At 72.4% G+C, this 24,878-nt stretch carries 22 protein-coding genes and 1 pseudogene; 5 read left to right on the forward strand and 18 right to left on the reverse strand.

Annotated features, from left to right (window positions below):
• Window positions 1–291: pseudogene (locus tag HPY23_RS08635) on the forward strand (hypothetical protein); the annotation flags it as partial.
• Between the two features lie 342 nt (window positions 292–633).
• Here the strand turns inward: HPY23_RS08635 and tpa are convergent.
• From tpa to tauA, 6 genes are all read right to left on the reverse strand, one after another.
• Window positions 634–2,016, reverse strand: a complete 1,383-nt coding sequence (gene tpa, locus HPY23_RS08640; RefSeq protein ID WP_060848287.1) for a hypotaurine--pyruvate aminotransferase Tpa — start codon at window positions 2,014–2,016, stop codon at window positions 634–636.
• 53 nt (window positions 2,017–2,069) lie between these two features.
• Entirely contained in the window at window positions 2,070–2,831 is a 762-nt protein-coding gene (locus HPY23_RS08645) for an SDR family NAD(P)-dependent oxidoreductase (RefSeq protein ID WP_091889811.1), read from the reverse strand.
• Window positions 2,832–2,908: 77 nt separating this feature from the next.
• Window positions 2,909–3,676, reverse strand: a complete 768-nt coding sequence (locus tag HPY23_RS08650; protein WP_091889814.1) for a TSUP family transporter — start codon at window positions 3,674–3,676, stop codon at window positions 2,909–2,911.
• Window positions 3,677–3,711: 35 nt separating this feature from the next.
• The gene (locus HPY23_RS08655) at window positions 3,712–4,488 is read right to left on the reverse strand and encodes an ABC transporter permease subunit (protein WP_236012623.1); all 777 of its coding nucleotides are present in this window, start codon (window positions 4,486–4,488) and stop codon (window positions 3,712–3,714) included.
• A 113-nt stretch (window positions 4,489–4,601) separates the two neighbouring features.
• Window positions 4,602–5,441, reverse strand: a complete 840-nt coding sequence (locus tag HPY23_RS08660; RefSeq protein WP_091889820.1) for a taurine ABC transporter ATP-binding protein — start codon at window positions 5,439–5,441, stop codon at window positions 4,602–4,604.
• 58 nt (window positions 5,442–5,499) lie between these two features.
• A complete protein-coding gene (gene tauA, locus HPY23_RS08665; RefSeq protein ID WP_091889823.1) occupies window positions 5,500–6,558 on the reverse strand; it encodes a taurine ABC transporter substrate-binding protein in 1,059 nt (352 codons plus the stop codon).
• Window positions 6,559–6,792: 234 nt separating this feature from the next.
• On the opposite strand from tauA, the gene HPY23_RS08670 reads away from it, so the two are divergent.
• The gene (locus HPY23_RS08670; protein WP_091889826.1) at window positions 6,793–8,274 is read left to right on the forward strand and encodes an aminotransferase-like domain-containing protein; all 1,482 of its coding nucleotides are present in this window, start codon (window positions 6,793–6,795) and stop codon (window positions 8,272–8,274) included.
• A 127-nt stretch (window positions 8,275–8,401) separates the two neighbouring features.
• On the opposite strand, the gene HPY23_RS08675 is transcribed toward HPY23_RS08670, so the two are convergent.
• Together HPY23_RS08675 and HPY23_RS08680 are read right to left on the reverse strand one after the other, a co-directional pair.
• Window positions 8,402–9,373 (reverse strand): LysR family transcriptional regulator, encoded by a 972-nt coding sequence (locus HPY23_RS08675; protein ID WP_091889829.1) that lies wholly within the window; start codon window positions 9,371–9,373, stop codon window positions 8,402–8,404.
• Window positions 9,374–9,598: 225 nt separating this feature from the next.
• A complete protein-coding gene (locus tag HPY23_RS08680) occupies window positions 9,599–10,783 on the reverse strand; it encodes a cupin domain-containing protein (protein WP_091889832.1) in 1,185 nt (394 codons plus the stop codon).
• 179 nt (window positions 10,784–10,962) lie between these two features.
• Between HPY23_RS08680 and HPY23_RS08685 the strand changes: the two genes are divergently transcribed.
• The 3 genes from HPY23_RS08685 to HPY23_RS08695 all read left to right on the forward strand — a co-directional run bounded on the left by HPY23_RS08685 (window position 10,963) and on the right by HPY23_RS08695 (window position 12,942).
• Window positions 10,963–11,385, forward strand: a complete 423-nt coding sequence (locus HPY23_RS08685) for an EamA family transporter (RefSeq protein WP_091889835.1) — start codon at window positions 10,963–10,965, stop codon at window positions 11,383–11,385.
• Between the two features lie 204 nt (window positions 11,386–11,589).
• Window positions 11,590–11,781 (forward strand): hypothetical protein, encoded by a 192-nt coding sequence (locus HPY23_RS08690; RefSeq protein ID WP_091753992.1) that lies wholly within the window; start codon window positions 11,590–11,592, stop codon window positions 11,779–11,781.
• A gap of 342 nt (window positions 11,782–12,123) precedes the next feature.
• Window positions 12,124–12,942 carry a cobalamin-binding protein gene (locus HPY23_RS08695; RefSeq protein ID WP_091889838.1) on the forward strand — a complete coding sequence of 273 codons (819 nt, stop codon included), beginning with the start codon at window positions 12,124–12,126 and terminating at the stop codon, window positions 12,940–12,942.
• Between the two features lie 613 nt (window positions 12,943–13,555).
• On the opposite strand, the gene repB is transcribed toward HPY23_RS08695, so the two are convergent.
• From repB to HPY23_RS08745, 10 genes are all read right to left on the reverse strand, one after another.
• The gene (gene repB, locus HPY23_RS08700) at window positions 13,556–14,566 is read right to left on the reverse strand and encodes a plasmid partitioning protein RepB (RefSeq protein ID WP_091889925.1); all 1,011 of its coding nucleotides are present in this window, start codon (window positions 14,564–14,566) and stop codon (window positions 13,556–13,558) included.
• The gene (gene repA / locus HPY23_RS08705; protein WP_091889841.1) at window positions 14,563–15,792 is read right to left on the reverse strand and encodes a plasmid partitioning protein RepA; all 1,230 of its coding nucleotides are present in this window, start codon (window positions 15,790–15,792) and stop codon (window positions 14,563–14,565) included. Before repA ends, repB begins: the two co-directional genes overlap by 4 nt.
• A 309-nt stretch (window positions 15,793–16,101) precedes the next feature.
• Complete coding sequence (locus HPY23_RS08710; RefSeq protein WP_091889844.1) at window positions 16,102–16,896, reverse strand: ABC transporter ATP-binding protein; 795 nt, start codon at window positions 16,894–16,896, stop codon at window positions 16,102–16,104.
• Window positions 16,893–18,254, reverse strand: coding sequence for an ABC transporter substrate-binding protein (locus HPY23_RS08715; RefSeq protein ID WP_091889847.1), 1,362 nt, complete (start codon window positions 18,252–18,254; stop codon window positions 16,893–16,895). Before HPY23_RS08715 ends, HPY23_RS08710 begins: the two co-directional genes overlap by 4 nt.
• Window positions 18,255–18,295: 41 nt before the next feature.
• Window positions 18,296–19,339, reverse strand: coding sequence for a branched-chain amino acid ABC transporter permease (locus HPY23_RS08720; protein WP_091889850.1), 1,044 nt, complete (start codon window positions 19,337–19,339; stop codon window positions 18,296–18,298).
• A gap of 28 nt (window positions 19,340–19,367) precedes the next feature.
• A complete protein-coding gene (locus HPY23_RS08725) occupies window positions 19,368–20,261 on the reverse strand; it encodes a branched-chain amino acid ABC transporter permease (protein ID WP_091889853.1) in 894 nt (297 codons plus the stop codon).
• On the reverse strand, window positions 20,258–21,181 hold the full coding sequence (locus HPY23_RS08730; protein ID WP_200649591.1) for an ABC transporter ATP-binding protein: 924 nt from the start codon (window positions 21,179–21,181) through the stop codon (window positions 20,258–20,260). The genes HPY23_RS08725 and HPY23_RS08730 overlap by 4 nt, the downstream gene beginning before the upstream one ends.
• 422 nt (window positions 21,182–21,603) lie before the next feature.
• Window positions 21,604–23,121: an ABC transporter ATP-binding protein gene (locus tag HPY23_RS08735; RefSeq protein WP_200601506.1), complete on the reverse strand. Its 1,518-nt coding sequence runs from the start codon at window positions 23,119–23,121 to the stop codon at window positions 21,604–21,606.
• Window positions 23,118–23,825, reverse strand: a complete 708-nt coding sequence (gene biuH, locus HPY23_RS08740) for a biuret amidohydrolase (protein ID WP_091889862.1) — start codon at window positions 23,823–23,825, stop codon at window positions 23,118–23,120. The genes HPY23_RS08735 and biuH overlap by 4 nt, the downstream gene beginning before the upstream one ends.
• Window positions 23,822–24,847: a formamidase gene (locus tag HPY23_RS08745; RefSeq protein ID WP_091889865.1), complete on the reverse strand. Its 1,026-nt coding sequence runs from the start codon at window positions 24,845–24,847 to the stop codon at window positions 23,822–23,824. The genes biuH and HPY23_RS08745 overlap by 4 nt, the downstream gene beginning before the upstream one ends.
• Between the last annotated feature and the right edge of the window lie 31 nt (window positions 24,848–24,878).

Genomic DNA, 24,878 nt, shown 5'->3' on the forward strand with positions numbered 1-24,878 from the left:
GGGCTTCTGTGGTTCGCCCTCGCCTGCGAGGTTGAGGATCCCGCACTGGTCGCGCTGGCCGAATGGATCATGGCGGCCGAGGACGCCACGGCGGCGCCTCTGCGCGATGAGCTTGGCGCACCGCTGCCCGGCGACTGGCTCCTAGGCACGACCGTGTTCAACCTGAACCATGATCTCTGGTGCCTGCTCGGTGCCCGGCTGCCCGAGCGGCTGTCCCCACGGCACGGCCCTCAGGTGGTGGAGGCGGTCTGCCTGATCTCGGCGATGATTGTTCATCCCCCTGGTGACTGAGATGCCGAGCATGACCGATCGGCCGCTATGGGTCGAAAGCGGACGCGCGCGGTCAAGCTGATTGGGTTTTGATCCAAAGACATTTTCCGATGAGGTGGATGTCGGTTCAGCGAGAGACAATGCGGTAAAACCACAGACCTGGAGCGCCGGCCGGTTGCAACGCGATCGGGCGCCGCTCCAGCCTTGGGGCCACCGGTCCCCCCAGCCGGGGATCCTCCGCCCTGCATCCCGGATCGCGGCGCGCTCTCGCGACCGGGCCGGGGGGCCCCGGCGCGATGTCCGGAGGATCGAGCCGTGCCCGGACATCGCGCGCGTCCCGGGGCCGGGCGGCCCGCCGGAGCCTCAGGCGAACACCCGGGTCAGGGCCCCGTCGATCGCCTCGACGATCCGGTCGATGTCGTCCGGGGTCGCGATCAGGGCCGGGCTCAGGCACAGCGTGTTGTTGAGCCCGGCGAGCGAGCGGTTGGTGGCGCCGATGATGACGCCGTGCGCCATGCAGTCGGCCACCACCGCCTGGACCCGCTTCTCGTCCATCGGCTCGCGGGTGGCGCGGTCGGCGACGAGCTCGGCGCCGCAAAACAGGCCCTTGCCGCGCACGTCGCCGATCGCCGCGTGGCGCTCGGCGAGGCCGTGCAGGCCCGCCATCAGCCGCTCGCCCATCGCGACCGTGTTGTCGATCAGGCCCTCGTCCTCGATGATCCGCATGTTCTCGAGCGCGGCCGCCGGGCCGGCGGTGCAGCCGCCGAAGGTCGAGATATCGCGAAAATACGACATCGGGTCGGCGGCGTCGTCCTTGAACAGCGCGAAGACCGCCTCGGTCGTCACCGTGCAGGCGATCGCCGCGTAGCCCGACGCCACCCCCTTGGCCATGGTGACGAAATCGGGCTGCACGCCGTAGTTCTGGTAGCCGAACCACGCACCCGTGCGGCCCATGCCGCACACCACCTCGTCGATGTGGATCAGGATCTCGTGCCGGCGGCAGATGTCCTGCACCTTCTCCCAGTAGCCCTTCGGCGGCGTGATCACGCCGCCGCCGGCGGTGACGGGTTCGAGGCAGATCGCCCCGACGGTGTCGGGGCCCTCGCGCAGGATTACCGCCTCGATGGCGTCGGCGGCCATCTCGCCGTAATTCTCCACCCTCCCCCACTGGCTGCGGTATTCGAGGCAGTGGGGGACGGCCACGAAGCCGTCCGGGAACGGGCCGTACTGGTCGCGGCGCTGATCCTGGCCGGCGGCGGCGAGCGCCCCGATCGTGGTGCCGTGGTAGTCGCGCTCGCGGTAGAGGATCTTGGATTTGCGCCCGCCATGGTGCCGGTGCGCGATCTGGCGCACCATCTTGAAGACCTTCTCGTTCGCCTCCGATCCCGAATTCGCGTAGTAGACGCGGGTCATGCCCGGCATCTTGGCGATCAGCCGCTCGGAGAACAGCGCCGCGGGGATCGATCCGGCCGAGCCGGCGAAGTAGTTGAGCTTGACCAGTTGGTCGCGCACCGCGTCGGCGATGCTGGTGCGCCCGTAGCCGACATTGACGGTCCAGACCCCGCCCGAGACCGCGTCGAGGTATTCGCGCCCGGTGGCGTCCCAGACCCGCATCCCCCTCCCCTCGACCATCACCCGCGGGTCGACGGTCTCGTAGGGCTTGTGCTGCGACAGGTGGTGCCAGACATGGGCCCGGTCGGCCTCGATGACGTGGCGCAGGTCGTTGGTGCGGGAGAGGTCGTTCATGGCCGAGTTTCCTGGCAGGGTTTCCTGATGGCGGGGGATGAGCGGACGATCCGTCAGGCCGTCGGGTCGCGCTGGATCGCGAAGGGGGCCCAGGACTGGGTCACCGGCATGATCTCCAGGCTGTTGACGTTGACGTGGGGCGGCAGCGAGGCGACCCAGCCGACGGTCTCGGCGATGTCCTCGGGCCGGAGCGGGTGCGCGCCCTTGTAGAGGGCGTCGGAGGCCGCCTGGTCGCCGCCGGTGCGCACCAGCGTGAACTCGCTCTCGGACAGGCCGGGCTCGATCGAGGTGACCCTGACGCCCTTGGCCGAGAGGTCGCAGCGCAGCCCCAGCGAGAACTGCCGGACGAAGGCCTTGGTCCCGCCGTAGACGTTGCCGCCCGGATAGGGCCAGTGGGAGGCGATCGAGGCGAGGTTCACGACGAGGCCGCGATGGGCGATCAGCCGGTCGAGCAGGAGCCGGGTGATCGTGACGAGGCCGACGACGTTGGTGTCGATCATCGTCCGCCACTGGGCGAGGTCGCTCTCCTGCGCCGGCCCGGTGCCGAGCGCCAGCCCCGCATTGTTGACGAGGAGCGAGACCTCCGCGAAGGCCGGCGGCAGCGACGCGAGCGCGTCCCGGGTCGCCGCCTCGTCGCGGATGTCGAAGGCGAGCGGATGGGCGCGCTCGCTGCCGCCGAGCGTCGCCACCAGGGCGTCGAGCCGGTCGCGGCGGCGCCCGGTCACCACGACGCGCCAGCCGTCGCGGGCGAGCCGGCGGGCGATGGCGTCGCCGAAGCCCGCGGTGGCTCCGGTGACGAGGGCGATCTTGGACATGCGGGTCTCCGGAGAAGGGCATCGTGCGGGGAGCGGCGTCCCCCGATGCTAGAGGAAGGGCGCGGTCGCCGGGCGGCCTATCCGTGCCCGAGGGTGACGAAGGCTTCGCCGAGCGCCTGGACGAGGCCCGTCGCCGCGATGCCGGCGAGGCCCCCGGAGGCGAGGCGGCGCCACGCCACCGGCGAGAGGCGGGCCGAGAGGAGTGTGCCGGCGGCAAAGCCCAGCAGCGTCGGCACCCCGTAGAGGAGGACGAGGTCCCAGACCCCGGGCTCGATCGCCCCGAGGAGGCCGCGGCCGGCAAGGCCGAGGATGTCCGCCGCGCCGAAGAAGACCGCGAGGGTCCCCTTGAGGCGGTGGCGCTCGGCGCCGCTCGCCAGGAGCCAGGCCGAGATCAGCGGGCCGCCGACCGCGAAGGCGCTGATCAGCCCCCCGACCAGGGCCGCGACGGCGATGCCGATGCGCCGGTCGGCGAGCCAGGCCGGCGGACGGCGCACCAGGGCGACCCCGGCCGCTCCCAGCACCGCCACGGTCACGACGAGCCGCGCCGTGGTCTCGTCGAGGCCGACCGCCAGGGGGCCGCCGCACGCCGCGCCGAGTAGGCCGGCGGCGAGGAGCGGGCGCAGGACCCGCCAATCGACCGAGACGCCGCGCCGGTCGAGGAGGAGGAGCGCCGTGAGGACGAGATCGGCCCCGAGGAGGAACGGGATGCCGGCCTGCGCGGAGGGCAGGAGCCCCAGGCCGAGGGCCGCGACGAGGCTGTAGCCGAAGCCGGTGACGCCCCGGAACGCGGCAGCCAGGAAGGTCACGCCGGTGAAGGCGAGGACGGACGGCGCGGGAAGGACCATGGTGGGACGGGCTCACGCCTCGATCGGGGAGAGGCTCACGCCTTGCCCTTCCAGGGGGTGAGGCGGCGCTCCAGCCGGCGCATGCCGAGCTCGAAGGCGCCGGCGAGCGCGCCGATCACCAGGATGCCCATGATCACGATGTCGGTGCGCAGGAAGTTCGAGGCGTTGAGCACCATCTGGCCGATGCCGGTCGAGGCCGCCACCATCTCGGCCGCCACCAGCGTGGTCCAGCCGACGCCCATGCCGATGCGCAGGCCCACCAGGATGTCGGGCAGGGCCGCCGGCAGGACGACGTGGCGCACCACCTGGGCGCGGCTCGCGCCCAGCGCCCGGGCGGCGTTGATCTGGTCGGCGCTCGCCGCCGCGACGCCGGCGCGCGCCGCGAGCGCCACGGGGGCGAAGCAGGCGAGGAAGATCAGCAGGATCTTCGAGGTCTCGCCGATGCCGAACCAGATGATGACGAGCGGCAGGTAGGCGAGCGGCGGCAACGGCCGGTAGAACTCGATGAAGGGATCGAGCACCGCGCGCAGGGTCGGGCTCAGGCCGGTGGCGAGGCCGACCGGGATCCCGATCAGGGCGGCGAGCAGGAAGGCGCCGGCGACCCGCACGAGGCTCATGGCGACGTGCTCGAGGAGCGGCGCGCCGTCGATGCGGCCCTCGACCGCGTCCGCGAAGGCCTTGAGCACGCTCTCGGGCCGGGGCAGGAACAGCGGCTTGACGAGGCCGGTCTGCGTGGCGACGCCCCAGGCGGCGAGCGCGACGGCGACCGTCGCGAGGCTGATCAGCAGGGTCTTGGGCGCGCGCCCGTGCATCGCGGCCCGGCGGCGGCCGAGCGGGGACAGGGCGCGCATCGCCGAATCGGGAGTGTCGGTCACGGTCTGGCCCGGGGCGGCAGGGACGGGAAGGGCGTGGGTCGCGGCGGATCTCATGCGGCGGCGCCTCGTGCGGTGTCGGCCCGCCCGGATCCCGGATCGGTCCGCGCGGGCTCGCCTCCGGTCCCGCCGTGGTCGTGGATGAAGCGCAGCACCCGCTCGCGCATCGCGATGAAGTCGGGGCTGGACTTCACCGCCCGGGCTTCCTCGCCGGCGAGGAAGCGGCGGCAGAAATCGAGCGGGACGATCTCGGCGATGCGGCCCGGCCGCGGGGTCATGATCACCAGCTTGGTGGCGAGGAAGATCGCCTCCTCGACCTCGTGGGTGATGAAGAACGCCATCTTCCGCGTGCGGGCCCAGATCGACAGGATCAGCTCCTGCACCTGCTCGCGGGTGAAGGCGTCGAGCGCGCCGAGCGGCTCGTCCATCAGCAGCATGCGGGGATCGGCGGTGAGCGCCCGGGCGATGCCGACCCGCTGCTGCATGCCGCCGGAGAGCTCGTAGATCCGCTTGCCCGCGCAATCGGCGAGGCCGACGAGGTCGAGCATCGCCCGGGCCCGCGCCTCGCGCTCGGGCCGCCGGACGCCCTGCATCCGCAGCCCGAAGCCGACGTTCTCCAGCACGGTGAGCCAGGGCATCAGGGCGTGGCGCTGGAAGACGACGCCGCGATCCGCCCCCGGTCCGGCGACCGGGCGCCCGTCGAGCAGGATCTGCCCCTCCGTCGCCGGCAGGAAGCCGGCGATGCAGTTGAGCAGGGTCGTCTTCCCGCAGCCGGACGCACCGAGCGCGACCACGAACTCTCCCGGCTCGATCGTGAGATCGACCCAGGACAGGGCGACGGTGGCGCTCTGGCCCTCCCCGTACTGGACGCTGAGCTTGCGGATCTCCAGCATGACGGTCTCCTGGCTGTCGGGGCGTCCGGCCGGGGCCGGCCGGTCAGGGCTTGGCCGGTCAGGGCTTGGCCGCGGCCTTGGCCACGTCGGCGGTGACGAACGTGCCGTAATCGGGCGCGAGGTCGGGTACGCGCCCTTGCGCCTTCAGGAACTCCGCCGTGGACTTGAGCGCGCCCGCGGCCCCTCCGCCGAGCCAGCGCGGCGAGATCTGCTCGTCGATCGTCGGGAACCGATAGGCGGCGAGGCCCGCCGGCACGTCCTCCGGGGCGGCGCCGGTCCACTTGGCGATCGCGGCGACCTGCGGCGTCCCCGCTTTCCAGGATTCGCCGGATCGCGCGTAATCCGCGTCCGCCGCGGCGAGCAGCCGGACGAAGGTGGCGAGGAAGCCGGGATGGGCGGCCTTGAAGGCGTTCGTCGCCACGATCCCGTCGAAGGTCGCCTTGCCCTTGGCGGCGAAGTCGCCGGCCGAGGCCAGCACCGTGCCGGACTTCTTGAGGTTCGTCAGCACCGGCGCCCAGATGAAGGCGGCGTCGATGTCGCCGCGCTCCCAGGCGGCGGCGATCTCGGGCGGGCGCATGTTGAGGACCCGGACGTCCTTGGCCGCGAGACCCGCCTCCTGCAGGGCGAAGGTCAGCTGGTAATGCGCCGTGGAGACGAACGGCACCGCGACCGTCTTGCCCTTCAGGTCCCGGATCGATGCGATCCCGGTGCCCTTGCGGGCGACGAGCTGCTCGGCGTCGCCGATGTCGTCGAGAATCCAGAACAGCGTGATCGGCAGGCCCTGCGAGGCGGCGGCCGCGACCGGCGAGGAGCCCGCCTCGCCGACATCGACGTTGCCCGAGGCCATCGCCCGGATGACGTCGCCGCCTCCGCCGAACTTGACCCATTTCACCTTGTAGCCGGTCTGCTTCTCCAGCTCGCCGCTCTCCATCAGGACCCGGATCGGCGTCATCATGTCCTGATAGGCGAAGGTGACGGTCTTCTCGGCGGCGACGGCCGGGACGGGTGAACCGAGCGCCGCGCCGATCGCCCCGGCGAGCGCCGACAGCCACACCGTCCTGCGGGTCGTCGCGCGGGTCGTGCCGGGGGGCGTCCGACGGGGTGTCTGGGTGGTCATGGAGCGGTCCTCGTGGCGGCCTCGACCGTGGGAACCCCCGCATTGAAGGGCAGCCGGCCCCCGCGCCGAAAGATCCAGTTCGGGCCGGTTTGGGCCCGGTCTGGACCAGTGGCGCGGTCCGCGCCGCTTGCGCGGGCATCTGCTGCCGTTTTCCGGCGCCGGCGCCCGCCGTTTCGGCAGCGGCGCCGGTCCCGGCGCTTTCCCGCATCGGGCGGGCGGGCGATACTGGCGGCCATGTCGAGCGACATTGCCTGGCGGATGCTGTTCGGGGGCCGGTCCGGCGACGAGCCGGCGTTGCACGCCCAGATCGGCCGGATGGTCGGCGAGGCGATCGCGGCCGGGCTGCTGGCGCCGGGCGCGCGGCTGCCCTCGAGCCGCGGCCTCGCGGCCGAGCTCGGCATCGCACGCAACACCGTCGTGGCGGCCTATGACGGTCTGGTCGACGCGGGCGTCCTCGTCTCGCGCGGCCGCAGCGGCTGCTTCGTCGCCCCGCCGGCGGCCTGCGCCCCGCCCGGCCCGGATCCGGGGGCGCCCGGGGCGATGCAGGCCTGGTCCGGCCGCTTCGCGATCCGCCCCTCACGCCTGCCCCAGATCACCAAGCCGCGCGACTGGACGCGCTACCCCTACCCGTTCCTGTTCGGGCAGTTCGACCCGAGCCTGTTTCCGGTCGCGGCCTGGCGCGAGAGCGTGAAGGCGGCCTCCAGCGTCAAGGAGATCAGCGGCTGGAGCTTCGACCAGGTCGACGACGACGACCGCGCCCTGATCGAGCAGCTCCGCCTGCGGGTGCTGCCGCGCCGCGGCATCCTCGCCGCCCCCGGCGAGATCATGGTGACGATCGGCTCGCAGCACGCCCTGTCGCTGCTGGTCCAGCTCCTCGTCGCCCGCCGCACCACGGTCGGGCTCGAGGATCCGGGCTACACCGACGCGCGCAACATGGTCGGGCTCGCGACGGACCGGATCCGGCCGCTCGCCCGCGACGCCCGCGGCATCGTGCCGGACGGGGATTTCCGCGCCTGCGACGTCGCCTTCGTGACGATCGGCCATCAATGCCCGACGACCGCCGTCACGCCCCTGTCGCGCCGCCGCGAGCTTCTCGCCGCCGCGGCGCAGGACGACGTCGTCCTCGTCGAGGACGATTACGAGGCCGACCTCTCGACCGAGGAGGAGGCCGGGCTGCCGAGCCTCAAGAGCCTCGACGCCGACGGGCGGGTGATCCACGTCGGCTCGTTCTCGAAGGTTCTCGCGCCCGGCCTGCGCGTCGGCTACGTCGTCGCCCCGCCCGCGGTGATCGACGAGCTGCGGGCGCTGCGCCGCCTGATGCTGCGCCACCCGCCGACCAACAACCAGCGCAGCCTCGCCACCTTCATCGCGCTCGGGCATTACCGCGCCCACCTCGCGCGGACGGCCGCCCTCCTGCGCCCGCGGGCCGACCTCATCGCCGCGCTCGCGCCGGAGCTGATGCCGGCCTGCACGATCCGCCGCGGCTTCGGCGCGAAGAGCTTCTGGGTCGAGGGACCGGCGGGGCTCGACGCCCGGGCGCTCGGCGAGCGGCTCCGGGGCGAGGGCGTGCTGATCGAGCCCGGCGACATCTTCTTCATGGATCCGGCGCGCGGGCGCCGGTTCTTCCGGCTCGGCTTCACGGCGATCCCGCTGCCGCAGATCGAGCCGGGCCTGCGGCGCCTCGCGGCGGCGCTGGAGCATTTTCCGACGAAGTAGGCTCCGTTTCGCCGATAGAAAATGCGTCAAGACCAATGACCTGGAGCAGCGCCCGGTTGCAGAGCGACCGGGCGCTGCCCTAGCGTCCCGCTCCGCCTGAGGCCCCCTCCCCTCCGCGTCCCGGCGGCTAATCGGCGACCGGTCCCGCCGGAGTCGCCGTGTCGCGGTCCGCCTCGTGCGGGCCGGACGCGAGGCCGCGGGCGCAGGCCGCGATCTGCCGCCGCAGCCAGGCGTGGCCCGGATGGCGCTCGACCCGCCTTGCCCAGACCAGGACCGAGCGGGTGACCGGCAGGTCGGGATCGGCCGGCAGGTCCGCGCAGGCGACCGGGTGCGTCGTCGCGAGGGTCCGGGCGATCCGGGCGCCCAGCACCGCCACCATGTCGGAGCGCGCGAGGATCGCCGCCGCCGACAGGAACGGCGCCGCCATCGCGATCCGGCGCGCCGGCAGGCCCCGGCGGCTCAGGATCGCGTCGAGGAAGCCGACGTCGTCGCCGGTCGAGGACACCACGAGGTGGGGCAGGCCGGCGAGGCGATCGTAGCTGGGCGGCTCGGCGAGTGCCGGGTGCCCGCGCCGGGCGACGACCGAGAACCCGTCGCGAAACAGCGTCGTGGTGCCGAAGCGCTCGCCCTCGACCCGGCCGCTGCCCACGACCGCGAGGTCGACGTCGCCGCGGTCGAGGAGGTCGTCGAGGCGCACGGTGCCGCTCGGGCTCATGTGCAGGCGCAGGGACGGGGCCCGGCTCCCGATCCACTCGGCGATCGGCGCGGCGAGCACGACCGCGGCGGTGTTGTTGAGCACCAGGCGGAAGCTCGCGGTCGAGGAGGCCGGATCGAAGTGGTCCTGGTGCAGCGCCCCCTCGATCTCGGCGAGCGCCCGGCGCACCGGCTCGGCGAGGTCGAGGGCCCGGGGCGTCGGGGCCATGCCGTCGGGGCCGCGCACGAACAATTCGTCGTCGAAGGCCCGGCGCAGCCGCTGGAGCGCGTGGCTCACCGCGGACTGGCTCAGCGCCAGCCGCTCGCCGGCGCGCGTGACGTGGCGCTCGCGCATGATCGCGTCGAACACGATGAGCAGCTTGAAGTCGAACGCGTCCCAGTTCACGGGCGCGGGTTGTAGCGGAGGGGCGCTGCGGGGGATAGGCGCGCATGGTGCCGATCCGGTGCGCGGCCGTCGGAACGGCTCCGCTTCGGCCCCAGGCGCCGTCCCCTCCCGGCGCGCCTCGCGTCCGCCGCGCCTGCTTTGCAGGCCGCCCTCCACCGCGGACGGGGGAGGGTTTTCTCCCCCGCCGGGTCGCGCCTCGGCCGAGACTTCTCTTAACCTTACTTCTTATCCCTGCTTCAGCTTCGTCACCGTCTCGCCGGGTACGCCGGAAAAATTGTTCGACAGCAGGTAGCGCGGGCTCGCCTTGATCCAGGTGTCGAGGTCGATCTCCTCGAACTTGCCGTTGTCCCAGGTCTGGACGATCTCGAGGTCCTCGTCGCCGACGTTCTTGATCGCGTGGCCGAAGCCCATCGGGATGTAGGCGACGTCGCCGGGCTTGAACTCGGCCACCTTGCCGCGCCCGCCCGAGCCGAACAGGGCGACCTGGCCCCTGCCCTTCAGGTAGTAGTGCCACTCGTTGGCGTTGACGTTCCAGTGCAGCTTGCGCATCTGCCCCGGCCGGATCGTCATCACGCCGCCCGACATCGTCTTCTGGATCGGCCACTCGTCCACCGTGGCGAGCCGGAAGGTGCCGCCGTCGAACTCGCGCACGGCGCGCGGATCCTTGAGCAGGCGGAACTTGTGGGTCGATTCCTTCGGCCAGGGCGCGTCGAGGGCATCCGCGACCGGCACGACGGGACCGGCCTGGATGTAGGCCTCGCCCTTCGGGAAGGCGTCGAAGGCGCTCGCCGGCAGGCCGAAATCGAGGGCCAGCATGTCCTTCGGCGTCACGTCGATCCAGTCGGTGATCGAGAAGGTGCCGTGCTCCGAGAAGGCGCCGTTGTCGAACGACAGGATGAAGTGGCAGGGCTTGTTGCCGATGGTCTGGATCGAGTGGCCGTGGCCCTTCGGAAAGTACCAGAGGTCGCCGGGCTCGTAGTTGTTGATCTCGCTCGCGCCTGAGGGGTCGAGCACCACGGTCTGGCAGCGCCCGTCGATGACGTAGGCCCATTCCGCCGCGATGGCGTGCCAGTGCAGCTCGCGCGAGGCGCCGGGCTCGAGGAACATGTGCACGCCCGCGATCCCCTTGCTGATGGGGAACTGGTGCACCGTCGCCTCCTTGGCCCAGCCGCCGGAGGTCACCTTCGGGCGGTTGCCGTCGAGGGAGAAGCGGAAGTCGGGCATCGCGCCGACATCCTGCGGATCGTGGTAGGCGACCTTGGCGCCCGGCGGCAGCGAGACCGACCGGCGGCCGAACCCGCCGTCGCCCGGGTTGCCGTGGTCGTGCTCGAGGGCCTGCGCTCCCGAGGCCATCAGGGTGCCGGCGCCGAGCGCCGCCGTGCCGAGAAACAGCCGTCGCGACTGGTCCATGGTGTCCTCTCCCCCAGAAGATCGACGGGGCCGGCCGCGCCGGTCGCGTCGTCCGCCGCCCGTGCCGGGCCGTCGGGGCGGGAAGCTGCGCGAAGCCGGTGCGCCAGTGAAACGCATTGTCGGCATCGGCCCATGGCCGCCATTCATGATGGATCGGTTCGACGAGGAGGGATCGCCGGATGTCCTGGCAGCTCTGGGCACTGGTCTCGGCGGTGTTCACCGCGTTGACGGCGCTGCTCGCCCGGGCCGGCAGCGCCGGCGCGGAGTCGGATGCCGCCGCCTTCATGCGCTCGGTGGTCATCCTCCTGGCGCTCGGGGCGATCTGCCTCGCCACCGGCCAGTGGCAGGCGCTGCGCGGCCTCACCGGGCGCAACCTCGGCCTCCTCAGCCTGTCGGGCCTTGCCACCGCGGGGTCCTGGGCCTGCTACTTCCGGGCGCTCAAGACCGGCGGCGCGGCGCAGGTCGCGACCCTCAACAAGCTGTCGATCGTGCTGGTCGCCGTGCTCGGCGCGACGCTGCTGGGCGAGCGCCTGTCGGGGATCAACTGGCTCGGGATCAGCCTCGTCACCGCCGGCGCCTACCTGCTCGCCTACCGGGGCTGAGGGCGGCGGCGCGCACCGGTCGGCGACGGCGATCCAGGTCCGGGATCGGGGGAGAGCCCGCCCTCCGGCCCGCCGCCGCGAGGATGCGGTGGTCGCCGGCGATCTCCAGGACGTGCCGCCCCCTCGCCCCGAGCCCGCCTCCGCGGTTGACGCTCGCCGGCCGGCTCTAGATTCTCCCTCGTCGAGCTTGGAAGGAATCGTCTGATGCGTGCGCTTGCTGTTTCGATCGGATTGCTGACGGCCCTGTGGGTCGCCCCCGCGGCCGCGCATGGGTGCCATCAGGGCTGGCAGCAGGCCCCCGCGGAGGGCTGGCACAGCCACGGCATGAAGTGCGAGCCGCGCAAGGGGCTCGGCGTCTCCCGCCGGAACAAGGCGCACGGCCGCCGCGCGGCCTGAGCGGGCTCGCGCCGGCAGGCCAACGCGTCGTCCGCTGAGGCCCTCGTCTCGTCGCGGGCTCTTGCCGCGGGAACGGCGGCCGACTTTCCGCACCCTGCTCGAGGGCATCTCGCGGCGAGGCGCGGGCCGCCCCGTCGCAGGAAGTTTCGCACGATCGACGGCCTGGCGCAGCGTCCGGTTGCCGTGCGATCGGGCGTCGCCCGGCGGGGGGACGGGGATGCAGTGCCGCCCCCTCCCCCGTCATCCGCCCCGACCGGCCTGGGCGGCGCCGGCCGGCGGCCTCCCCCGTGCGCCGGCGGCATGGCGGCGTCGCGATCCCCCGCCGCCCATGCGTGAGGTCCCGTGCGTCGCTTCCCACCCGAGAGGATCGTCTGCCTGACCGAGGAGACGGTCGAGACCCTGTACCTGCTCGGCGAGGACCACCGCATCGTCGGCGTCTCGGGCTACGCCGTCCGGCCGCCGCGGGTCCGGCGGGAGAAGCCGCGCGTGTCGGCCTTCACCTCGGCCGACATCCCGAAGATCCTGGCGCTGTCGCCCGACCTCGTCCTCACCTTCTCCGACCTGCAGGCGGACATCGTCGCCGCGCTGATCCGGGCCGGCGTGGCGGTGCACGCGTTCAACCAGCGCGACGTGGCGGGCATCCTGGCGATGATCCGCCTGCTCGGCGCGCTCGTCGGGGTTCCCGAAAAGGCGGAGGCGCTGGCGCGCGGCTACGAGGACAGGCTCGCGGCGGTCCGGGCCGCGACGGCTGGCCTGCCCCGGCCGCGGGTCTATTTCGAGGAATGGGACGAACCGCTGATCTCCGGGATCGGCTGGGTCTCGGAACTCGTCGCGGTCGCCGGCGGCGACGACGTCTTTCCGGCCCTGCGCGCGGGCCAGGCCGCCCGCGACCGGATCGTGTCGCCCGGGCAGGTGATCGCAGCAGCGCCCGACCTCATCCTGGCGTCCTGGTGCGGCAAGAAGGTCGTCGCGTCGCGCATCGCGTCCCGGCCCGGATGGGCCGGGATCCCGGCGGTCCGGGCCGGGCGGATCGTCGAGATCAAGTCGCCCCTGATCCTGCAGCCGGGCCCGGCGGCCCTGTCGGACGGCCTCGACGCGGTGTGTCGCGCGCTCGACGCCGCCCGGGCGGACGACCACCATCGACCCCTTCCCCCGGCTTGACCGATCGCCCGGCGCGTCGGCCGGTCATGGGTCGTCGCGTGCGGCGGGGCGGTGTCGCGTGGACGGGCCGGTCCTTACCATCTGGTAAGGGGGGTGAAGTGCTTGATTTCGTTGATGGTGATCGCCCGGGGCCCGCTCCGGGCCCGGGTGCGTGCCGAGGCCCGGCGCGATGCGGCGTCGTCACGCGCCGCGCGGCGGCAGGACGAGCGCCCGACCCCGCGGGTGTCGGACGAGCGCCCGGCGCTTCCTCGCGGTGGAGGTCTCGCGCTCCGTCGGCATGGCCGATCCGGGCGCCGGCGGTCCGGCCCGCGTCCGGCCACGGGGCGATCGGCGGATCTCGCAAGACAGTTCGACCTCGAGTCGGGGCCTTGCCCCACTCTGGACCTCATCCTTCGGGGTCGGCCCATCGAAGGTGAGCCGACCCCGAAGGAGGGCGTGGATCGGACGAAGACTCCTGGCCCCTGGCCCGCCGGTCCGGTAGGCTCCCGGTCGCCCGCGCATCGTCCGCGAACCGAGCCACTCGGCCGCCGCGGGAGGTCGCGACGCTCGTCCGGGCCACGGCTCCGCGGAGCGCGTCTTGCGCCGCCCTCGTCCCCGATCGGCGCAAGCCGGTTCAGGCCTTGCCCGCCCGATAGGCGGCCAGTAGCTCGGGAAGCCGTCCGGCGAGGTAGTCGCCGAAGCCGGGTTCGCTGGCCTCGTCGGTCGTCACCCGCACGCCGGCCGTGCTGCGCTCGATGCGGGCGAATTTCAGGCCCTTGGCGTCCTTCAGCGTCTCGGCCCTCGGCCTCCCGGCCGCCTTCGGGGTCGTCGTGAGCGCCGCCAGCACGGCGGAGAACCGCTCGTCCGACGTCTTGCCGGCGAGGTTCGGGGCGGCGAGGACCTCGTCGATCCGCCCGGGCGCGGCGGCCTTGATCCGGTCGGCCAGGGTGAGCCAGTTCGGCCGGCCGATCCTCGGGGCGGGCCCGATCGTGGCGAGCACGGGGGCGGGAATCGCGTCCGCGACCGTCAGCAGGCTCGAGAGGTGGCTGGCCTGTAGGCCCATCGCCTTGGCGATGACGTCCCGGGCGACCCCGGCCTGCACCATGTTCCGGGCGAAATGGGCCCGCTCGATGTAGCTGAGGTCGGCCCGCGCGAGGTTCTCGGACCCCTGCGCGATGATGAGCTCGGTGTCGCTCAACGGGCGCACGATGGCCCGCAGCGGACGGCCCAGGAGGCGCGCCGCGCGGTGCCGCCGCCGGCCGTAGGCGATCTCGTAGCGGCCGGGCTCGCCGGGCTTCGGGCGGACCAGGGCGGGACTGCGCTGCCCCTCCTGGCGGATCTGCTCGACGAAGGCGTCGAACGCCGCGTCGGTCGTGTCAGGCACGCGGTCGGCGATCGCGGACGGGTCGCAGATCTCCGGATCGAGCTCGACCACGCTGCCGTCGCGCTCGGCGTCGGCGGCCGCGCGCGCCTGTTCCTGCGCCTGCCAGGCCGCGCCGAAGGAGCGGGCCGCGGCGGTCCGGCGCAGGGAGGGGGGATTACCAGCTGGTAAGGGGGGTGAAGTCGTTGATGGCGTTGAGGATGGGGTGTCCGGCGCCAGCTCCGGCGCGGGCCGGGCCATCAGGTGGCGGATGCTCTTGCTCATGCCCGCCCCCACGCGGTGCGGATCAGCGCCTCGATCTCCCGGTTGACGTCGTCGAAGGCGTCCAGCGCCCGCCGGTAGGTGGCACGGCTCACCTCGTCGCTGCGGTCCCGACCGAGCGGCGTCTCGTAGATGGTCTGGCCGATGAGGCCCGAGGTCGAGACGGCCGGGGTCTGGAGCATCGCCTTGGGCAGCACGTAGCTCCCGAACAGGTCCTGCAGCATCCCGACGACCGAGGTCTGCGGCACGCTCTGCGGGTCGTACCGGGTGATGAGGTAGCGGAACCAGTCCTGGGCCGGCGGCGGGGCGCCCTCGGCCTGCACCGTCTCCATGAGATCGCTCATCATCGTGAGGAACTGGCGCATGGACGCGAGGTCGATCATCTGCGGATGAACGGTGATCAGGGTCGCGGTGGCCGCGCAGAGGGCCGAGATCGCGAAATAGCCGAGCCGGGGAGGGCAGTCGATCACCACCACGTCGTAGTCCTCGGCCACGCTCTCGATCGCGACGGGCAGGCGGGCGAAGAACGGAGGACCGCCCGACCTGCGCCGCTCGGGGCTCGACATCAGCGGGGCGTAGAACTCGAACTCCTCGAGCTCGAGGTTCGCCGAGGCGAGGTCGAGCCCGGTGAAGTAGGTCTTGCGGATCACCTCCCGCAACGGGCGCTGGCCCTCGCCGTAGCGGACGGCGTCGTAGATCGTCGGAAAGCTGTCGTCCGGGCGGATGCCGAGCAGGGTGGACAGGCTGGCCTGCGGGTCGGCGTCGATCGCCAGCACGCGATAGCCGTGGAGGGCGAGGTAATGGGCGAGCCCGGCCGTGTGCGTGGTCTTGGCCGAGCCGCCCTTGAAGTTCGTCAGCGCGATGACCTGGAGGTGCTCGCCCTTCGCCGCGTCGCGGTGCGGAAGGTAGCCCCGCCCGACGCGGTCGATCTCGTGGAGGTATCGGCGCACCGCGTGGATCTCGGCCAGCGTGAAGTAGCGCCGTCCCGCCGGCCCGATCTCGAGGTCCGGCGTGAGCCGGTCGAAGGGAAGCTGGCGCAGGCGCACCTCGGTGATGCCAAGCAGCCGCGCCGTCTCGCCGGCCGAGAACCGCCGCAGGGTCTTCTGCGCCGTCGGGGGATAGAAGCCGACGGCCAGGTCCTGCAGTTTCCCGCCCAGAAGCCGCGCATGGCTCGCCGCGATCTGATTGGAGGGCGTCTCGGCGCCATCCATGGGGACGTGCTGGTTCATGACCCTTCTCGCTAGCGGTCAAACGACGGAATACGCCATACCACCGCTAGCGACGTGATGGGATCGTTTCGGGCCGCACGCGGCGTCCCCCCGCAAGCCCCGCACAAGCTTGTCTCCGGTGCCGGCACGGCGGCGAGGGGAGGGAAGGCGAGGCGAAGCGGGGGAAGGGGAGAGGAGGGGAGGGGAGCCGTCCGGCTCCGTCACCGCCGGATGTCCTGCTGGCGGGCGGCGCCCTCGCCGCCTCCCCGGGCACCGTCCCCCGCGGGCGGCCGCGGCGTCCGGCCGTTCGTCGCGTTCGGGCGCGCCGCTTCAGCATCCGGCCGCGGCGAGGGCGCCGTCCGCGGCGCGCGGCTCCGGGCCCTGCCCGAGATAGAGCCGCCGGATGTCGTCGCGGGCGCGCAGCGCCCGGGCGGGGCCCTCCAGGACCGAACGGCCGGTCTCCAGCACCACGCACCGATGGGCGTGGCGCAACGCCAGGGCGACGTTCTGCTCGGCCACCAGCAGCGTCAGGCCCTCGGCGCGGTTGAGGCCGACCAGGATGGCGTAGATCTCGTCGGTCACCTTCGGGGCGAGGCCCATCGACGGCTCGTCGAGGACGAGGAGGCGCGGGCGCCCCATCAGGGCGCGGCCGATCGCCGTCATCTGCTGCTCCCCGCCCGAGACGAGGCCCGCGGGCAGCCCGCGCTTCTGCGCGAGGCGCGGGAACAGGGCGTAGATCCGCTGGAGGTCCGCGCGCAAGTCGCTCCGGCCCGAGCCGCGGCCGAGACCGCCCGCGACCAGGTTCTCCTCGACGCTGAGGCTGCGGAAGCAGTGGCGCCCTTCCAGCACGCCGACGAGGCCGCCGCGCACCAGCGCGTCCGTGCGGGTGCGCGTCACGTCCCGTCCCGCATACGACACGCGGCCGGCGACGATCCGCCCGCCGGAGGCGGGCAGGAGATGCGAAACCGCCCGGAGCAGCGTGGTCTTGCCGGCGCCGTTGGAGCCGGCAAGCGCGACGATCTCCCCCTCGCGCACCGTCAGGTCGACCCGGGACAGCGCCCTGACCCCGTCGCCGTAGACCGCCTCCAGCGCCTCGACGCGCAGGAGATCCCGCCCGGCGGTCACTTGATGTCCGCCGCGGCGCGCTTGCCGGATTGGGCGTCCGCCCGCTCCTCGGCGGCGCAGTCCCGGGGCGTCAGGCCGTGCTCCTTGGCGTAGGCGGTCGAGGAGGCCTCGATGATCGGGCGCAGGGTCGCCCAGTCGGGCTTGATCCAGTCGGAGACGACGGTCCATTTCGCGCCGTCCCACTGCTGGAACGTGACGCGGCCCTCGCCCTCGTGGTTGGCGCAGGTGACGTTGATCGAGTGGAACAGCCCCTTGGCACCGAGGGCGGCGACCCGCGCCTCGTCGAGGCGCAGGTGCTCGAAGCCCCAGCGGACCTCGTCGCCGGTCAGCGTGCGGTGGCCGAACCTCTCCTGGGCGATCCGCACGGCCTCGACGTTCAGGATGCCGTTCAGCACGCCGAGATTGTGGTAGACGCTGCCGATCCGTTTCCGGTCGGCGAGGTTGCCCGCGCCCTTGTCGTAGACCGCGCGGACGATCTCCTGGATGACCGGGTACTGCGCGCCGGAGGCCTGGGTGGTGATGGCGACGTAGCCCTTGGCGGACTCGCCGGCCGGGATCACGTCCTCCTCGGAGTTGGACCAGACGTTGCCGACGATGCGGCCGGCGGGGAATCCGGTCTTCTGCGCCGTCTTGAGGGCGACGGGGTTCATCACCCCCCAGCCGCGCAGCACCACGTAATCCGGCTTCAGGCGACGGATGGCGAGCCACTGCGATTGCTGCTCGTTGCCGGGATGCGGCACCTCGATCTGCTCGACCTTGAAGCCGTAGCGCTTCGCCAGCAGGTCGTAGATCGGGATCGTCTCCTTGCCGTAGGGCGAGCCGTGGTAGAGCACCGCGATCGTCTTGCCCTTCAGCCTGTCGAGGCCGCCCTCGCGGCCGGCGAGGTATTCGACGATGCCGGAGGTCTCGCTATAGGGGTTGAGCAGCAGCGGGAAGACGTAGGGAAACACCCGCCCGTCGGTGGAATCGGTGCGGCCGTCGTTGATCGTGATCAGCGGCACCTTGTCGGCGGTGATGCGGTCGATCATCGCGTAGGCGATGCCGACCGAGAGCGGGTTCCAGGCCGCGATGCCGGGGCGCGACTTCAGCCGCTCGTAGACCTCGACGCCCCGCTCCACCTCGTACTGGGTCTCGCCCTCGCTCCAGGTGAGCTTGACCCCGTTCACGCCGCCGTCGCGGCTGTTGACGAGGTTCAGGTAGTCGATGAACCCGCCGAAGAAGCCCGTTCCCCCGGCGGCGTAGGGCCCGACGCGGTAGCTCTGGAGCGGGAAGTACTGCTCGGCAGCGGAGGCGCCGGCGCCGAGGGCGAGGAGGGCGGCGCCCGCCAGCAGGGCGCGGATCGGGGTCGTACGGGGCATCGGGGAAAATCTCCGTCGGGAATGGGAGCGGGGAGGGCGGGTCAGGCCGGGACGCGCCGGGGGCGGTCGAATAGCCGGGTGAAGAGGCGGTCGAGAAGGGCGCTGAGGCCGGCCGGCTCGCGGATCAGGACGGCGACGATGAGCGCGCCGAGCACGATGCGCTGGACCATCTCCAGCGTGCCGGAATCGAAGCCGTCGCCGAGGAGGGCGGCCCCGAGCCGCGACAGGACCAGCGGCAGCACGACGATGAAGCCCGCGCCCAGGAAGGCGCCCCGCAGGGTGCCGAGCCCGCCGATGATGACGATGAACAGGATCTGGAACGAGCGGTCGAGGTTGAACCCCGCCGGCTCCACGGTGCGCAGGTAGGCGAAGGCCCACAGCACCCCGGCGACCCCGACGACGAAGGAGGACAGCGCGAAGGCGAGGAGCTTGGTGCGCGCCACCCTCACGCCGACGATGCGCGCCGCCGTCTCCTGGTCGCGGATCGCCACGAGGTCGCGCCCGGTCGGCGAGCGCACCAGGCGCCAGGCGGCGAACGTGAGGAGCGAGACGACGACGAGCGAGACCGCGTAGCGCCCGCGAGCGTCCTCGAACGACCATCCGGCCAGGACGAGGCGCGGGGCGCCGATCACGCCCGACGGGCTGTCGTTCGACAGCCACCCGATGCGGTTGAGCGCCCAGGCGACGAAGAACTGCGCGGCGAGCGTCGAGACCGCGAGGTAGAACCCCCGCAGCCGCAGGGCGGGCAGCCCCGCGACGAGCCCGGCCGCCGCCGCGGCGAGCCCCCCGCCGAGGAACGCGGCCGGCAGGGGCAGGCCGGGGACGCGCAGGGACAGGTTGAAGGCGGCGTAGGCCCCGACCGCCATGAAGGCGGCCGAGCCCAGGGACAGGAGGCCGGCATAGCCGACGAGCAGGTTGAGCCCGAGCCCCGCGAGGGCGAGCGCCAGGAAGGGCGTGAGGATCGCTTCGAGCAGGTAGTCCCCGGCGACGAGCGGCACGAGCCCGTAGGCGAGGGCGAGGAGCAGCCCGATCCCGGCCGGTCCGGACAGGCGCCGGAACCGTGCGGGATGGGGAAGAGCGGTCATGGGTGTGTTCATGGGAGTGCTCACGGGATCACGCCCTCTCGACGCTGCGCCGGCCGAACAGGCCGGCCGGGCGGACGAGCAGCAGGGCGAGCGCCGCCACGTAGGCGAACCAGCCCTCGATGCCGCCGCCGATCACCGGGCCGAGATAGACCTCCGCCAGCTTCTCGGCGGCGCCGACGATCAGCCCGGCCACGATGGCCCCGGCGATGGAATCGAACCCGCCCAGCACGAGCACCGGAAGCGCCTTGAGCACCACGAGGGAGAGGGAGAACTGCACCCCGAGACGTGCCCCCCAGAGCAGCCCGGCGACCAGGGCGACGACGCCGGAGGCGATCCACACCGCCGACCAGATCCGCGGCAGGCGAAGCCCGATGCCGAGCGCCGCCAGCGGGTCGTCGGCCACCGCCCGGAAGGCGAGGCCGGTGCGGGTGGTGTGGAAGAACAGGGTGAGCACCGCCACCAGAACCCCGGCGATCGCCGCGGCGACGAGGTCGAACCGGCTCACCAGGACGCCGCCGAATTCGAGCGGCGTGTCGTCGATGCCGAGATCGAGCGCGTGGACCTGCGTGCCCCAGGCGAGCTGTGCCGCGCCCTCGATGACGTAGGCGACGCCCAGCGTCGCCATGAACAGGGTGATGGGCGGCTGGTTCACCAGCGGGCGCAGCACCGCCCGCTCGACGGCGAGGCCGACCAGCGCCATCACGGCGAGCGTCGCCGCGAAGGCCGCCGGGACGGGCAATCCCCGCTCGACCAGGCTGACGAAGGTCAGCGCCGCGAACAGCACCATCGCCCCTTGCGCGAAGTTGAGCACGCCCGAGGTCTTGTAGATCAGCACGAAGCCGATCGCCACGAGGGCGTACATCACGCCCGACAGAAGGCCGCCGACGACGACCTCGACGAAGAACGAGACGTCGGGGCTCATGCCGCCTCTCCCGCGTGCTCGTCGCCGCCGAGATAGGCGGCGATCACCGCCGGGTCGGCCTGGACCTGCGCCGGGGTGCCGTGGGCGATCCGGCGCCCGTGATCCAGCACGGTGACGCGGTCCGAGAGGCGCATGACGACGCCGATATCGTGCTCGATCAGCACGATTGCGCTGCCGAGGCGCTCCCGCGCCTCCCGGATGAAGCGGCTCATCTGCGCCTTCTCGGTGGCGGTCATGCCGGCCATCGGCTCGTCGAGGAGCAGGAGGCGCGGCCGCGCGACCAGCGCCCGGGCGAGCTCGACCCGCTCCTGCACGCCGAACGGCAGGGTCCCGGCCGGCCTGCCGGCCATCGCGGCGAGGTCGAGGTCGGCCATCACCTCCGCGGCCCGCGCCCGGTGGGCTTGCGCCTCGCGCCTTGCATGCGGCAAGCCGAGCGCTTGCGCGGCAAATCCCGCCCGCTGCGCGCCGGCAAGGCCGGAGAGCACGTTATCGAGAACGCTCAAGCCCTTGAACAGGGCGAGGTTCTGGAACGTCCGCGCGACCCCGAGGGCGGCGAGGCGCCCCGCCGGGACGGTCGAGAAGGTCGCCTCGCCGATCCGCACGCGGCCGGATTGCGGGACGTAGAGGCCGCTGATCGCGTTGATCAGCGAGGACTTGCCGGCACCGTTCGGGCCGATCACCGCGTGGATCTCGCCGGGTTCGACCGCGAGGTCGATCGCCTCGAACGCTGTCGTGCCGCCGAAGGTCAGCGTGAGGCCCTCGACGGCCAGGATGGCGGAGCCGGCAGGCGGCGCGGATCGCGCCGGCGCCGCGGCCAGGGCCCGCGCGCGGCGCCGCGGAGCGGCGCGGCCGGGCAGGGGCGCCACCCGCCTCAAGGCGGACGGCAGCCAGGACGAGTGCGGTGGGGCGGACGAGACCATCGCTCCGGCAGCTTCCTGTTCAAGCAGAGATGTGCGAAAGCTGGGATCGATTGCCGCGCGAGGCGTCAATGCAATCGATATTAGCTGATATGTATGATTTAACGGTCGCTTCGACGCACTGTCAAAAGCATTGAACGCTCTTTTTCAGCGCGTTCCTGCATCGATTTTTTCGCGGCTGCCGTACCGAAAGGGAGATTTCGTCTGTCGCCCGGCGGCGGCGGCGCCGCGGCGGCCGGCCGGTGGGCCCGGATCCGCTCCGGAGCGACGGGACCCTCGACCGGGAATGGTGTGCGAGCCGGGGCCCGGCCCGTCGATCGCGGCACCGGACGGCGCGGTTCGGCCCCGCGGTCGGCGTCGGATCCGGGCGCGCCGTCACGCCTCCGGGCGGCGGCACGGCGCGCGGACACCGTCCGGAGGCGGCCTCAATGGTGCCCGGCCATGTGGCGGCCGATCGCCCCGATCTCGGCCTCGGCCGCCGTGGTCTCGTAGACGAGGCGGCCCTCCGACATCACCAGGATGCGGTCGGAGAGCTCGAGGATCTCGTCGAGGTCCTCGCTGATCAGCAGCACCGCAGTGCCGCCGTTGCGCGCGGCCACGATGCGCGAACGGATGTCCGATACCGCCGCGAAATCGAGGCCGAAGCAGGGATTGACCACGATCAGGAGATCGACCGGGTCGGTCAGTTCGCGGGCGAGCACGGCGCGCTGGACGTTGCCGCCCGACAAGGTGGCGATCGGCGCCTCGGCCGAGGCGGTCTTGACCCCGAACCGGGCGATGAGGTCGCGTGCGCGTCGGCGCAGGCCGCCCGTGTCGAGCCAGAAGCCGGTGCGTCCGTCGGTCCGCCGGTCGAAGGCACGAAACCCGATATTCTCGGCCACCGACATTTGCGGGGCGCAGGCGTTGCGGAGGGGCTCCTCGGGGATGAAGCGGACCCGGCGGCTCCGGCTCTCGGCCCGGGTTCCGGCATAAGGAGCGCCCGCCACCGCGACGCGGCCGCCGGTGGCGCGGACCTGGCCGCCGAGCACGTCGGCCAGCTCCTTCTGGCCGTTGCCGGAGACACCCGCGATCCCGACGATCTCCCGGGCCCGCACGCTCAAGGAGTCGATCGCGATGCGGCGGAGGCCCGACGGGTCGGTGGCGGTGACGCCGTCGAGCTGCAGCACGGTCCGGTCCGGATCGGGCGACCCGGAGCGGGCCGCGACCGTGCGGATCCGGCGCTCGCCCATCATCATCGCCGCCATGTCGTCGCGCGAGACCGCCCCGACCGCCCCGCCGCCGGCGAGCCGTCCGCGGCGCAGCACGCTGAAGGAGCGGGCGAAGGTCTCGACCTCGCGGAACTTGTGGCTGATCATCAGCACGGTCAGCGCCCCGGCATCGGTCATGCCGCGCAGCAAGCCCAGCACCTCCTCGGCTTCCGCCGGGGTGAGCACCGAGGTCGGCTCGTCGAGGATCAGGAACCGGGCCTTCAGCGAGAGCTGCTTGACGATCTCGAGCTTCTGCTTCTCGCCGGCCGAGAGCGTCGCGACCGGCCGGTCGAGGTCGAGGCGGAACGGCATCCCGGCCATGAAGGCCGCGAGCGCCGCCCGCTCCCGGCCCCAGTCGATGAGGCGCGGCACGTCGGCCCGGGCGATCACCAGGTTCTCGGCTCCGGTGAGCGAGGGCACCAGGGTGAAGTGCTGGTAGACCATGCCGAGCCCCTGGGCTTGGGCCGCCTTCGGGCCGGCGATCGCGACCTCGCGGTTGTCGACGAGCAGGCTGCCACTGGTCGGGGCGTAGAAGCCCATGATGCATTTCACGAGGGTCGACTTGCCGGCCCCGTTCTCGCCCAGGAGCGCGTGGAAGCCGCCGGCCTCGATCTTGATCGAGACGTCGTCGAGGGCCGCGAAGGCGCCGAAGCGCTTCGTCATGCCGATGGTCTCGATCGGGAGGGCGGCGCTCATGACCCGAGCGCCGCCAGGATCGCCGCCGACGTGGCGACCGCGCCGAACACCCCGCCCTGCATCGTGACCATCTTCAGCGCCGCCGCGTGGTTGCCGGGATCGGTCGCGGCGGTCGCATCCGAGACGATGACGCATTCGAAGCCCCGGTCGTTGGCCTCGCGCATCGTGGTGTGGACGCAGACGTCGGTGGTGATCCCGGTGAGGATCAGGTTGCGGATGCCGCGCCGGGTGAGGATCAGTTCGAGGTCGGTGGCGCAGAACGAGCCCTTGCCGGGCTTGTCGATGATCGGCTCGCCGGGGAGCGGCGCCAGTTCCGGGATGATCTCCCAGCCCGGCTCGCCCCGCACCAGCACCCGCCCGCAGGGGCCGGGATCGCCGATGCCGGCGCCGATCCGGCGCGAGCGCCAGCGCTTGTTCGCCGGCAGGTCGGCGAGGTCCGGCCGGTGGCCCTCCCGGGTGTGGATGACGGGGTAACCCTTCGCCCGCGCCTCCGCGAGCAGCCGGCCGATCGGCCCGATCGGGGCGCGGGTGAGGCCCAGGTCGTACCCCATCGCGTCGACATAGCCGCCCTTGCCGCAGAAATCGGTCTGCATGTCGATGATGACGAGCGCCGTCGTCTGCGGTGAGAGGCTGCCGTCGAAGGGCCAGGGATAGGGCTCGGCGACGACGAAGGTGCCGGGGGCGGAACGGTCAGCGCCGCTCACTCCGCCGCCTCCTTCGCGCCCGGCGCACCGGGCCGGTACGTCCGCGTCGGCGCCGGGATCCCGCAGGAGGTGCCGTCGGTGATCCGCACCTCCGCTTCCCAGGGCAGCCGGTATCGGCCGGCGGCGAGGTCGTGCATGTAGGTATAGGGACAGTCGCCGGCGCCACCCTTCACGGCGGCGTAGCCGCGATGGCCGAGCTGGTAGATGTTGTTCTCGACGCCCCAGTGCCGGCGCGCCTCGCGCACCAGGTCGGGCCGCACCTCGGCGGTGATGATCTCGTCGGGCCGGCCGGAGGTGCCGTGGGCGATGATCGTGCCGTCGAAATTGACGACCATGCCCTCGCCCATCGAATCGAAGGTGCCGTCCGAGCCGCACATGCAGACGTTGGCGGTCACCATCAGGTTGCAGAAGGCGTTGGACTGGTTGGTGAAGCGCCAGGCCTCGCGGATCGGCGCGGTATAGCCCGCCGTCCGGAGCATGATCTCGGCGCCCTTGTAGGCGCATTCGCGCGCCATCTCGGGAAACATGCCGTCGTGGCAGATGATGAGGGCGAGCTTGGCGCCCTTCGGCCCGTCGATCACCGGGATTCCGGTGTCGCCCGGCTCCCACGGCTCGACCGGCACCCAGGGGTGCATCTTGCGATAGTAGAGCCGCAGCTCGCCGGTGTCGTCGATGATGAGCCCGACATTGTACGGGTTGCCGGCGGGGTTGAACTCCATGATGGAGAAGCAGCCCCAGATTTTGTTGTCGATGCAGGCCTGCTTGAAGGCCGCGACCTCCGGGCCGTCGAGGCGGCACAGGATCTCGGGCTTGGTATCCATCGACAGGCCGTGCAGGGCGTATTCGGGGAAGACCACGAGGTCCATCCCGGCGAGGTTCGCCCGCGCCTTGCCCACCAGCGCGACGATGCGGGCGGTCTGGGCGGCGAGGTCGGCCGGCGTCGCGACGACCGGCAATTGCAGCTGCACGAGGCCGATGACGACGCCGTCCGGCGCCTTGTTCAATCCGCCGAGGCCGTTCATGCAAGACTCCCTTTCCTTTGCGCTCCTGCTT

The sequence above is a fragment of the Methylobacterium ajmalii genome (genome assembly GCF_016613415.1).
Taxonomy (GTDB): domain Bacteria; phylum Pseudomonadota; class Alphaproteobacteria; order Rhizobiales; family Beijerinckiaceae; genus Methylobacterium; species Methylobacterium ajmalii.